The following is a 12146-nucleotide window of genomic DNA, read 5'->3' as shown; positions in this document are numbered from 1 at the left end:
GTGGGGGGACGGCCCGGCGGGCTCCACCGGGCTTCCGGCGCCTGTCCGGGAGCGCGCGGACCGGCACATTGTCCATGGTCGTGGCGCGCACGGTGTGCGAGGACTCGGAAGTCTCCGCAGGACGGGGTTCAACAGGAAGACCGGAGGAACGGGATGCGTCTGCGACAGGGGCTGTGCGTGCTGGGACTGGCGGGCGGGCTGCTGGGCGCGGGCTGTGAGAAGCCGGAGCCGCCGACCGTGCCCATGGAAGTCCCGGCCGCGTCTCCGCCGACGAACACCGTGCCCCGGGAGGGGGTCGCGGCCGCCACGCCGCCGGTCCACCGCGTGCTGGCCACCGTGGACGCGGGCGTCCGGCCGGATGCAACCAGCAGCAGCACACCTGGCGCCGAACCCGCGTGGACCACGGAGGTGGTGGAGAAGAAGCGCGGCGAGCCGCCCTCCATCACGCTGCGCTCGGTGCGCACCGGCACGCACGAGGGCTACGACCGCACCGTGTTCGAGTTCGAGGGCCCTCGCCTGCCGGGCTACCACCTGGCGTACGTGAAGACGCCGGTGCAGGACTGCGGCTCCGGGAACGACGTGACGCCCCCGGGGAAGGCCGCGCTGCAGGTGCGCTTCACCCTGGCGCAGGCGCACACCGACGAGGGAAAGCCCACGGTGGCGCAGCGCACGCTCAAGCCCGCGCTGCCGTCCGTGCTGGAGCTGGAGCGCCTGTGCGACTTCGAGGGCGAGGTGACGTGGGTGCTGGGCACCGCGCGGCGTGCCCCGTACCGCGTGCTGGAGCTGCGGGAGCCCACGCGCCTCGTGCTGGACGTCCAGCACTGAGGCGCCAAGGCGACTACGTCTTTGGCGGCTGCGCGCGCTTCTTCGCGATGAGCTCGCGCGCGGTGCGCTCCGTCTCCGCGAAGTCCACGTCCACCGTCCACTTGCCGGTGAAGTACAGGGCCAGCATCAGCGCCTTGGCGCCCGCGCGCTGCAGCGGGCCCGTGCCCAGGTAGACGTGGCCGCGGAACCACTCCGCCTTCGCCTGCTGCACCAGCAGCTCGCGCGCGTCCTTCTCGATGCTCGAGTTCGACACGTCGGAGATGAGGAACACCGGCTGCTTCGTCCCCACCGCCTCGCAGATCTCCAACACCTTGCGCGAGTCCTCCAGCTTCGCGGGCCCGTTGAACTTCATCACCAACAGGTCCGGCTCCTCGAAGTACGCGCGATGCGCTCCGAACACCCACTCACGATGATTCTGCATGCGGTCCTCGCCTTGCTCTCTCCAAAATTGCTTAGACCGGATAACACTTAGAACGGGATTTTCAATGTGAGGCTTCCAATCCGAGGCGACCTCACCTTCTCAGAGTGTGAAGTCCCTCGGCCTTCGAGTGACATTGGACCCCTGACATCGGGTCCTCAATGACAACCGTCGTTCCGGACCCGGGCACCGCCCGGGCACGCCAGGTGGAAGGCGGGACGCCGAACCGGGCGCGGAAGCGGCGGATGAACTCCGACAGGTCTCCGAAGCCGCAGGCGAACGCGATGTCCGCGATGCGCTCGCGGCCCGTGCGCAGGCGTTCGGCGGCGAGCAGGAGCCGGCGTCCCAGCACGTAGCTGTAGGGGCTCTCCCCCACCACCTTGCGGAAGGTGCGGAGGAAGTGGTGGCGGCCCATCCCCAGCTCCTCCGCGAGCGTGCCGAGCGAGAGGGGTTCGAGCAGCCGGGCCTCCATCATGCGCACCGCGTCCACCATGCGGCGCTCATCGCGCGCGCTGACAGGGCGCGCGGAGCCCGCGTGGACCCCTCGCAACGCCGCGCCCGCCATCCGCAGGGTCAGCTCCTCCGCGCTCCGGGGGTCCGGCTTTCGCGTCAGCGCGTGGACGTCCGCGAGCAGCGGCGCGAGGTGCTGGAGCGGAGGAAGGCGATGCGTGGGAAAGCCCGTCCGCGTCACGCCCGACAGGTCCCCCGCCACCTCCTCCAGGAGCGAGGGGTCCAGGTGGAAGGCGACACACCGGTCGCCCACGCCGTGCTCATGGCCACAGCAGAAGGAGGCCCCGCGCTCGCCCAGCAGCACCGCGCCGGGCGACAGCAACACGCGCCCGTGCTTCGAGCGGTAGGTGAAGTGTCCCGACAGGACGGCGGAGATGGACACCCAGGTGTGCTGTTCCTCGAACACGGGGTCCCGGGGGCCGGAGCGACAGACGACCTCGCTCACCCGCCACCCCGGGCCGGAGGCCAGCCGGCGCGCGCTCACCAGGTCAACATTCCCCAAGCCCTCCCCGGCCCGGCTTTCCATGCTGCGAGTGGAGGGAGGACGCGAACGCATGGCGGCGGGCCTTTGCACGCCCACCCTCCTCAACCGGCGGATGGGGTGTCCGATGATGACGAGGGAAGCAACGGCAGTCACGCGTGAGGTTCTCTGGCGGCGCGTGATGGATGAGCTCGGGTTCGAACATGCCCGGGTGAGGCGCGACCAGGAGGGCACGGAGCTCTCCGGGTTGATTCTGGTCGCGGAGCAGGGCTCGCCCCTGCGGGTGGAGTATTCGGTCGTGTGTGATGCCGCGTGGCGGACGCGCCGGGTGATGGTGACGCAGACGTGGCGAGGTGTCCGCCGCAGCCTCACCCTGGAGCATGACGGCGGCGGGCACTGGCGGCGGGATGGAATGGAGGCGCAGGAGCTGGAGGGCTGCACGGACGTGGACCTGGGCTTGAGTCCCTCCACCAACGCGCTGCCCATCAACCGGCTGCGGCTCGACGAAGGTTGCACCGCGGAAATACAAGCGGCGTGGGTGCGCTTCCCCTCGCTGGACGTCACGCCCGCGCGACAAGGCTATGCGCGCGTGGGTCCTGCGCGCTACCGCTACGAGAGCCTCTCCAGCGGCTTCAATGCGATGCTGGATGTGGACGCGGACGGCCTGCCCGTTGAATACGCCGGGGTGTGGCGTCAGGTGGCGGAAGGCCCCGCCGCGCCGGAGTCTCCCGCCGAAGCGTTCACGAACGCCCTGGTGAGCCCGGAACCTTCGAGCGAGCTGGGCGATGCGGCGGCCACCTTCGGTTGGTTGGTGGGCGGCTGGGCCGGGGCCATCCACGACCCTGCGGCGGATGGGACGGTCCGCCAGAGCGAAGGCGAATGGTGGTTCCACTGGGTGCTGGAAGGCCGGGCCCTCCAGGATGTCTTCATCGTGCCGTCGCGACGCACGCGGGGCTCCGCTCAGCCGCAGCCCGGGACAGGGAACCGGTACGGCACCACCGTGCGCACGTTCGACGCGGCCGCGGGACTGTGGCGCATTGTCTGGGTGAATCCCGTCACCGGCGCCCTCAACCGGCTCGCGGGACGGAGGGAGGGGGACACCATCATCCTGCTGGGCGAGGTGCAGGGACAGCCCATCCGCTGGAGCTTCCACGACATCCGGCCCGACAGCTTCACCTGGCGCGGCGAAGAGCAGGACAGCGCCGGCCACTGGAAGCTCCAGGCGCAATTCGACTTGCGGCGCATCGCCTGACCTACGCGCCCCACCGAAGCTGCGACGCGGCGCGGTCCAGGCGCACGAGGAGGTCCGCATGGCGCGTGCGGGCTTCCGCACCTCCCGCGCGCAGGGCCAGCGCCAGCACCTGGGGCAGGTTGAGGGCGGCGCCCGCACGCAGGCGCTGCGCGTACTGACGGGCCCAGTCGTGGGGGATGCGCAGCGACCAGTTGCGAGCGTCAATGGAGCCCGGGGCGTTGTACGTCTCGGGCATGCCCAGCAGGTCCGCGAAGAACACCATCACGCTGCGCGCGCGGCTGGCGAAGAGGTCCGCGAACTTAGCCTGCGCGAGCAGCCCCGGGTCCTGCGCGAGCTGCTGCGCGAAGGCTTCACGCCCCTCCGCTTCGGGGTGCAGCCGCCACGCGAGGTAGTCCGCCTGGGCGCGCAGGATGTGCCTCCACTGCCATTCCCCGACGAGGCGCCAGAGGGACTTCGTGTCGTGGTTGCCCACCATGACCCAGTCCTCGGGGGCCACGTTCTCGCTGCGGTACCCGTCCGCCGGGTTGTTCAGGTCCGCCTTCTGCGTGACGCGGAAGCGGCCCAGTCCATCGCGGGCCATCACCTGGGACAGCTCGAAGGGCAGCGTGCTCAGCACCTCGCACAGCACGTCCTCCCTCGCCCGGCCACGCTCACGGGCCGCGCGCACCACGGTGTCGAAGAGGAGCGCGTAGCGCCGCACCTGCTCGGGCGTCAGCCACTTCACCCAGCCATCGCCGTGACGCGGCTGGGAGCGGTCCAGTTGCTCCGGCGTGACGAGCGCGTAGCGGGACAGCTCCGGGTGGTCCGGCAGGTCCGGCGAGGAGAAGAGGCGCGCGCCGCCCTGCACGGCGCGCAGCGGATCCAACGAGCCCGCGCGGTACACCCACGGGCACACGAGCCCATGCGGGTGGTCGATGCGCAGCCCGTCGTACTCGGAGAGCATTTTGCCCAGCCGCGCGTCCATGAAGCGCAGCACCGGGCCGGGCGTCTTGCCATCCGGGGCCACGTACTGCTCGGGGTCCAGCACCGGGTAGTTCCAGGGCTGGCCCTCCGGGTTGGTGCGGCTGGGCGGCGCACCCATGAAGTACGCGCGTAGGAACAGCCCCTGCCGCGCCCACGCGTCCCGGGGTGAGAAGCCAATCTGGAGGTCGCCGTACAGCTTGAGGCCCCACCCGGCCGCGCGCTCGCGCAGGACGCCGTGCTGCTCGGCCACGAGGAGCTGGCGGAAGGCGTACTCCTCCACCGCTTCGGCTTCGAGCGTGAGCAGCTCCCGGATGCGGGCCTCCGCCCCGGCCTCTTCCCCGGGGCGTGGCGCGAAGAGGCGGCCGTCCAGCGAATCCGCCCAGGCGCGCCAGTCGTCCGGCGTGTGCTTCTGTTCGCCGAGCACATCGAAGAGCGCATCGGGCTCCAACCACGCCCTGTGCTCCTCGCGGAAGGCCGCGAAGCGCCGGGCCAGTGACACGATGGACGCAGGCGCATCCGCGCGGGCGCGCTCCCGGCGGAAGGTGTCCCAGACCTCCTGAAGCGCCTGGGACTGCGAATGACAGGCCCAGTGGTAGCGCGCATCCGGCCCCCCGCGCTCGGGCATCCCGGACACGAGCCGCGCCAGCGTGTCGGCGGACAGCAGCGCGCCCCAGGGCCCGTGCGGATCCGTGAGCGGCGCGAGCGCCACGTTGAGCGTGTTCCGGGAGAACAGCGTGCCGTCATACGGCGACGGGTTGTGCGCGGTGGTCTGCCCCTGCGGCCCCAATTGGATGCCGGTGAAGCCCAGGTCCCGAGCGAAGGCGAGGAAGTGCGCGGCGCCCTCGGAGTACGGCGAGCCCCGGCCCACGTCCTCGCCGGGGAGGCCGGGGAAGCTGGGGTCGTGGAGGCTCAGGACCCAGCGGGTGACGCCCAGTGCCTCCAGGGCTTCGGTGACGAGCGCGCGGTGCGAGTCAGGCAGAGGGGACGGAGGCTCCACCCCCCGACCCTATGGCCCCGGGCGCGGAGCGCCAACCGTTCCCTGGGGTGACGCGGGAGTCCGCCCCGCATCAATCCTGGCGGGCCTGCGGCGCGGGGCGCGGCTCACCACCTCCGTGCACCGGACCGTGACCCTGCGTGTTCCCCTTGAACACCTTGCGCAGCTTGCGGGTCATCCACGTCCGACCGTCCGAAAGAATCTCATACACCGTCGGAATCACGAGCAGCGTCAGGAACGTGGACGTGATGACGCCACCAATCACCGCGCGGCCCAGCGGCGCCCGGAAGTCACCGCCCTCGCCGCTTCCCAGCGCCACCGGCACCATGCCGGCGATGAGCGCGAAGGTCGTCATGATGATGGGCCGCAAGCGGATGCGCCCCGCCTCGATGAGCGCTTCGCGCAAGGGCATGCCCTTCTCGTGCTGCCACTTGGCGAAGTCGATGAGCAGGATGGCGTTCTTCGCCACGATGCCCATCAGCAGGATGACGCCGATGAGGCTCATGATGTTCAGCGTGTCGCCGGTGATCACCAGCGCCAGCACCACGCCGATGAGCGACAGCGGCAGCGACATCAGGATGGCCAGCGGATCCAGGAACGACCCGAACTGGATGACGAGGATGAGGTACATCAACATCACCGCCACACCCAGCGCCAGGAACACCCGGCCAAACACCTCCTCCTGATCCGCCGACTCGCCGCCCGAGGACAGCTCGTAGCCCGGCGGCATCTTCACGGCCGCCAGCCGCGTCTGCACGTCGCCCATCACCTCCGACAGCGACCGCCCTGCCACGTTCGCCTGCACGTTGATGACCTTCTCGCGGTTCAGGTGGTCGATCTGCGCCGGGCCAACCGTCTGCGTCACCATCGCCACCTGGCCCAGCGGCACCACCACCGGCGCGCCCGTGGGGCCCTGGCCCACCACCAGCGGAAGCTGGGCCAGGTCCGAGGGGTTCTCGCGGAACTGCGGCGCCAGCCGCACCATCACGTCGCGCGTCTCGCCAATCGGATCCACCCAGTCCCCGGAGTCCAGCCCCGCGAAGGCCGGCCGCAGCGACTGCGCCACCATGCCCACCGTCACGTTGAGCTGCCCGGCGACGCCCCGGTTCAGTTCCACCACCAGCTCCGGCTTCTCGCCGCGCGTGGACAGCCCCACGTCCACCGCGCCCGGCACCTGCTTCACCTCCTTCATCACCTGCTGGGCCACCTGGTTGAGCCCCTTCGAGTCCGGCCCGCGCAGTTCCAGCTGGATGGACTTGATGGCCCCGCCGAAGCCGCTGGTGAACACCGACACCGACGCGCCACCCACCGCGCGCAGCTCGTCGCGCAGCGTCTTGCCCAGGACCTCCTGGCTCGCCTCGCGCTCGCCCTTCGGCTTGAGCCGCACGTACACCAGCGCCTGATCCACGCCCGGCGAGCGCAGGGGCAGCGGCACGCCGATGGTCGTGTACGTGTACGCGACCTCCGGGTGCGCGCGCGTGAGGCGGGACACCTCCTCCACCTTGCGCCGCGTGTAGTCCAGGCTGGAGCCCGCGGGCGTCTCCACCAGCATCTCGATCTCCGCGCGGTCGCTCACCGGCACGAAGCCCGCGCCGCCAAAGAAGCCCTGCAAGGCCACCGCGCCCACCAGCGAGCCCACCGCCAGCAGCACCATCGCGAGCCGGTGGTCCAGCGCCCACGCGATGACGCCCTTGTAGCGGTCCGCCTGCCGGTCGAACCAGTGGTTGAAGCGCGCGAGCCCCCGCGAGATGAAGCCCCGGCGCTCGCCCTTCTCCACCTGCGGGTCGGGCCAGTACGCGCTGAGCATCGGGTCCAGTGAGAAGCTGACGAACAGCGACACCAGCACGGAGATGGCGATGGTGAGCGCGAACGGCTTGAACCACTGCCCCGCCACCCCGTACATGAACGCCACCGGGACGAACACCGCCACGATGGAGAACGTCGTGGCCGCCACCGCGAGGCCAATCTCGTTCGTGCCCTCGCGCGCCGCCGTGTAGTGGTCCTTCCCCATCTCCACGTGCCGCACGATGTTCTCACGCACCACGATGGCGTCGTCGATGAGGATGCCGATGGCCAGCGTCAGCCCCAACAGCGACATCGTGTTGAGCGTGAAGCCGAACGCCCACACGCTCACGAACGACGCCAGCACGCTCACCGGCAGCGCGAGGCCCGTGATCACCGTCGAGCGCCACGAGTTGAGGAACAGGAACACCACCAGCACCGTGAGCAGCGCGCCTTCAACCAGCGCCTCCTGCACGTTGACCACCGAGTCCTCCACGCGCGTGCCCGCGTCGCGGACAATCTCCAGCCGCGCGTTGGCGGGCAGCCGCTGCTGGAGCGCCTTGACGCGCTCGCGCACGCCGTCCGCCACCTCCGTGGTGCTGTAGCCCTTGGACTTGATGATCTCGATGCCCACCGCCTGCGCGCCGTTGTAGAGCGACAGCGTGCGCGGCTCCTCGGTGCCGGCGAACACGTCCGCCACTTCACCCAGCCGCAGCGTGCGCCCGTTGCGCTCCGCGATGGGCACCTGCGCGAAGTCCTCCGGCGTCTCCAGCCGGCCCTTGAGCCGGATGGTGCGCTCCTGCAGTTCGGAGTTGAGCCGCCCCACCGGCGCCGCCAGGTTCTGCGCCTGGAGCGCCGCCACCACCTGCGCCACCGACAGGCCCGCCGCCTGGAGCGCCGCGGGCCGTACCTGCACCGTCATCTCCCGCTCCACGCCGCCCACCACCGTGGCCTGCGCCACGCCGGGCACCGAGCGCAGGTCGCCCACCACCGTGGGATCCGCGATGAGCGTCAGCGCGGGCGCGTCCAGCGCGGTGGACGTGAGCACCAACGACACGATGGGTTGGTCCGCCGGGTCGAAGCGCGTGAGGATGGGCTCCTCCATCTCCGGCGGCAGGTCCGCGCGCTTGCTGGAGATGGCGTCCCGGATGTCCTGCGACGCCTCCTGGATGTCCTTTTCGAAGTCGAAGAAGACGGTGAAGTTCGCCAGGCTGTCCGTGGAGCTGGACGTCGTCTTCTTCCCGTCCACGCCGGAGATGCTGAAGATGGCGTCCTCGATGGGCTCGACGATCTCACGCTCCACCGTGTCGGGGGATGCGCCCGGGTACGCGATGGTGACGTTGATGACCGGCTGCTGCACGTCCGGGAACTCGTCCGTCTCCAGGTTGATGAGCGCGACGAGGCCGAACACGACGAGCGCCACCATCGCCGTGACGGTGATGATGGGGCGCTTGATGGCGAAGTCGGAGATGAACACGGACGACTCCTGCACTGCCTGAAGAGGTGGAGCGCGCGGCCGCGCCTAGGGGTTCTGCTTCGGAGGCGTGGGCGTGCCGGCGGCCCCTGGCGGCGTGGGCGTCCCGGACGCGGTGCCCGCGCCGCCCACCCCGGGAGCCTCCTGAGAGGCCGCGGGCTTCTTGCGTCCTTCGGGCGGCGCGGTGAGCTTCACCGGCGTGCCGTTCGTCAGGTCGCGCGCGGAGCCCAGGAGCACCACGTCCCCGGCCTTCAACCCGGAGCGCACCTCCACGACCTGCGCCACGTCATCCCTCAACCCGAGCGTCACCGCCACCTGCTCCACCTTGCCGTCGGTGATGCGCAGCAAGGTGGGCGGCTCCTGCCGCGTGTCCAGCGCGTCCACCGGCACCGCGAGCGCCTGCTTCGACTGCGACGCCACGCGCCCTTCCGCGAACAGGCCCGACAGGAGCGTCTGCTCGGTGTTGGGGATGCGCACGTAGATGCGCACCTGGCCCGTGGCCGGGTCGACCGCCGGGTTGATGAGCGCCACCTCTCCCTTGAACTCGCGGCCGGCATAGCCGTTGACGCGGAAGTCCACCGGCGTGCCCACCTTCACCTGGTCCAGCTGCACCGCGGGCACGGAGGCCTCCAGCCGCAGCGTGGCCGGGTCCACCACCGTGAAGAGCGGCGCGCCCGGCTGGACGATGTCGCCCGCGTGCACCTGCCGCTCGCTCACCACCCCCGTGAACGGCGCGGTGACGCGCGTGCGGCCCAGCTGATCCTGCGCCAGCTTCAGCCGCGCCTGCGCCTCCGCGAGCTGCCCTTCCGCCTGCGTCCGGGCCAGCTGCGTGCGTTCGAATTCGCGGCGGGTGATGACGCCCTGTTTGACGAGCTGTTGGAGCCGCTGCTCGTCCGCCTTCGTCACCTGCAAGGCATTGCGCGCCACGCGCACGGTGGAGCTGGCCGCCAGCACCTGCGCGCGCAGCGTGCCCTCCTCCACGAGCGCCAGGAGCTGGCCCTCCTTCACCGTCTGCCCCTGGTCCGCCTTCACGTCCAGGATGCTGCCCCCCACCTCGGCCCGCACGCTCGCCACCCGCCGCGCCTGCAACGAACCGGAGATGACGGGACCGCTCTCCAGGTGCATGGGCTCCACGCGCACGGCGTTCTCCGGGCCCAGCGACACCACCGTGGGCGTCGTGGGCGCCGCCGCGTCCTCGGAGCGCTGCCCGCATGCGGCCGACAGCCAGACGACCCCCAGCAGGGCCCCCAGCCGGAGCCCCGCGCGCGGGGCCCGACGTCCCGGTGTTGATTCGGCTCGTCTCACGGCCTGCCTCCCCCGCCCCTGAAGCGCTCCCCCTCGTGAGACCCGGGGCACCTCCGGAGCCGGGTAAACGTGGTGCTGCCTCCCCGGCCGGGGAAGTCGACAACGCGCTCTGGGTGGGTCCAGACAACACCCAACGTCCGTCCCCACGGCGGGCAGGCGGGCGGACGAACGAACCTGGGGGCCCAGAACGCCAACGGCCTCCGCCCCCAAGCTGGGAACGGAGGCCGCGGATGTCAGGCGGAAGAAGCTTAGTGGACCGCCGCGCTGCTGCTCAGGAACGTCAGGGACAGGCAGCTCTGGTTGGCCGTCTGGTCCAGGAAGGTCTGGCGGGCCAGTATCTCGTTGAAGTTGCGAATGGGCGCGCCGTCCGCGCGGTCCGGGAAGGACAGCGGGCCGCTGAGGAAGGGCGACAGCGCGCCGTTCTGGTTCACGTGGGTGAAGCTCGTGGCCAGCTCGTCGCCGTGGCAGCCGTCACAGGTGTTGAGCGAGAAGACGTGCCGGGCCTGACGGTTGGGGATGGACGCGGGCGGCAGGCTCCAGAAGGGAGGCGTGCCGAAGGGCGACGGGATGATGGCGCGACCGCCGCGGAACGCACTGGCGGCCCACACGAGCGGGACGGTGTACGTGGGCGGCACGGCGACGATGGAGGGCACGTTGCCGTTCACATAGGGCGCGAACACGGCGGGCTTCGTCGCGCGGTCCGGCGTCTGGGCCACGGTGTGGCTGTTGAGGTGAGCCAGCACGGGGCCGGGGGCGGCGAACGAGTTCGGGTTGATGGTCGTGTTCCACAGGCGGAACTCACGCAGCTCCCACGGCGAGCCAATCCAGAGCTCGTTGGTGCGCACCTGGTTGATGGAGCTGCGGTTGGGCTTGCGCGGCGACAGGTCGCGCTTGGCGAACTGCTCCGTGAGGGCCTCCAGCGCCGCGTTGTACGCGGGGCTGCCCAGCACCAGCCCGGACAGGGCCTGCCACTGCTGCGCGTAGCTCTTGATGGACAGACAGTCGTTCTTGTCCACCCCGTACTCCAGGATGACCAGGAAGGGCGCCGTGTGGCACGACGCGCCGGTGCCCTCGGTGACGGCGAAGATGAAGCGCCCCTCGCCCGCGCGGCCGGTGCCGTACGCGGGGTTCGCGCCGGCCAGGTCCAGCCGGTTCACGATGGCGATGAGCTTGAAGGGCGACCGCGCCAGGTTCAGCTCACCCGTGGTCAGCTTCGGCCAGGGGGTGATGAGCTTCGGCACGATGTTCGGGCGCGCCGGGCTGACGAAGGTGTTGATGGTCTTCGGCGCCTCCCACTGCCGCAGCCACTCGCGCACGAAGGTGGTGGGGGCCACGCCCGTGAAGGGCTGGTTGGCCATCTCCGTCATCAGGTAGTTGAACGTCCACTTGCCCGTGGGGTTGCCCGCGTTGGTGCACGGGTCCCAGGTGCGCGTCGGATCATTCACGACGGACGGCGCCCGGATGATGAGCGAGCGCGCCGGGTCCACCAGCGTCGCCAGACCAATGGGCCGGATGGGCACGCGCTGACCGACCTGGAAGACGCTGCTGTTCAGCGCCGTCACCGGGACGGTGCGCACCAGTTCGCGGCCTTCGAACACCGCGGTCGTGAGCGGCTCCTGGGAGCTGGCCTGCGTGTCCCGGATGCGCTGCTGATCCGCCTGGAGCGTCACGAAGTCGAAGGTGCCGCTGGTGGTGAAGAGCAGGTCTCCGGCCACCGCGTCGCCGTTCTGGCCGTCGTCGCGGAAGAGCAGCTGCTGGGTTCCGTCCAGCATCGCCAGCGTCTTGCCGCGGAACTGCTCGTTCTGCTCGCGCTGCGCGTCCAGCTTCAGCTCGAACACCGCCGCCGTGGCCTTGCTCATCGCGCCCTGCGGGATGGCGAACAGCGACTCGACCACGGGACGCGCGGGCGCCTCGTCCGGATCATTGTTCGCCGAGGCCAGCTCCGCGTCCAACGTGGCGGCCGGGTCCGCCACGGGCGTGGAGGGCTCCGAGGCTTCGGGGGCGGGCTGGCCACAGCCCACCGCGAGGGACGACGCCAGCAGCGCGAACGGCAGGCGCCAGCGCATGCTCCGGGAATGCTTCCACAGCGAAGACAGGTCAGGCTTCATGGATGCTCCTTCCACGACGGGGAACCGCGACGAC

General features: G+C 70.6%; 8 protein-coding genes. 2 read left to right on the top strand and 6 right to left on the bottom strand.

The genetic code is table 11. The features are described 5' to 3' along the window. Positions 1 to 153: 153 nt before the first annotated feature. Positions 154 to 825 carry an AMIN-like domain-containing (lipo)protein gene (locus D7V93_RS25545; RefSeq protein ID WP_120645881.1) on the top strand — a complete coding sequence of 224 codons (672 nt, stop codon included), beginning with the start codon at positions 154 to 156 and terminating at the stop codon, positions 823 to 825. A gap of 13 nt (positions 826 to 838) precedes the next feature. On the opposite strand, the gene D7V93_RS25540 is transcribed toward D7V93_RS25545, so the two are convergent. Next, positions 839 to 1246 (bottom strand): hypothetical protein, encoded by a 408-nt coding sequence (locus tag D7V93_RS25540; RefSeq protein WP_120645880.1) that lies wholly within the window; start codon positions 1244 to 1246, stop codon positions 839 to 841. A 91-nt stretch (positions 1247 to 1337) separates the two neighbouring features. After that, positions 1338 to 2255 carry an AraC family transcriptional regulator gene (locus D7V93_RS25535; protein WP_120645879.1) on the bottom strand — a complete coding sequence of 306 codons (918 nt, stop codon included), beginning with the start codon at positions 2253 to 2255 and terminating at the stop codon, positions 1338 to 1340. A gap of 52 nt (positions 2256 to 2307) precedes the next feature. Here D7V93_RS25535 and D7V93_RS25530 point away from each other — a divergent pair, with 52 nt between their 5' ends. Further along, on the top strand, positions 2308 to 3486 hold the full coding sequence (locus D7V93_RS25530; RefSeq protein ID WP_341870963.1) for a putative glycolipid-binding domain-containing protein: 1179 nt from the start codon (positions 2308 to 2310) through the stop codon (positions 3484 to 3486). A 1-nt stretch (position 3487) separates the two neighbouring features. Here the strand turns inward: D7V93_RS25530 and D7V93_RS25525 are convergent, their stop codons facing one another. The 4 genes from D7V93_RS25525 to D7V93_RS25510 form a co-directional block, all read right to left on the bottom strand. Beyond that, the gene (locus tag D7V93_RS25525) at positions 3488 to 5446 is read right to left on the bottom strand and encodes a 4-alpha-glucanotransferase (RefSeq protein WP_208723148.1); all 1959 of its coding nucleotides are present in this window, start codon (positions 5444 to 5446) and stop codon (positions 3488 to 3490) included. A 70-nt stretch (positions 5447 to 5516) separates the two neighbouring features. Continuing rightward, entirely contained in the window at positions 5517 to 8702 is a 3186-nt protein-coding gene (locus tag D7V93_RS25520; protein ID WP_120645878.1) for an efflux RND transporter permease subunit, read from the bottom strand. Between the two features lie 45 nt (positions 8703 to 8747). Beyond that, positions 8748 to 10004 carry an efflux RND transporter periplasmic adaptor subunit gene (locus D7V93_RS25515; RefSeq protein ID WP_120645877.1) on the bottom strand — a complete coding sequence of 419 codons (1257 nt, stop codon included), beginning with the start codon at positions 10002 to 10004 and terminating at the stop codon, positions 8748 to 8750. A gap of 248 nt (positions 10005 to 10252) precedes the next feature. Then, positions 10253 to 12112 (bottom strand): hypothetical protein, encoded by a 1860-nt coding sequence (locus D7V93_RS25510; RefSeq protein ID WP_147451315.1) that lies wholly within the window; start codon positions 12110 to 12112, stop codon positions 10253 to 10255. Between the last annotated feature and the right edge of the window lie 34 nt (positions 12113 to 12146).

It is taken from the genome of Corallococcus llansteffanensis (assembly GCF_003612055.1).
In the GTDB taxonomy this organism is placed as follows: domain Bacteria; phylum Myxococcota; class Myxococcia; order Myxococcales; family Myxococcaceae; genus Corallococcus; species Corallococcus llansteffanensis.
The sequence above is the reverse complement of the archived record's forward strand: the minus strand, read 5'-3'. Positions and strand labels throughout refer to the sequence as shown.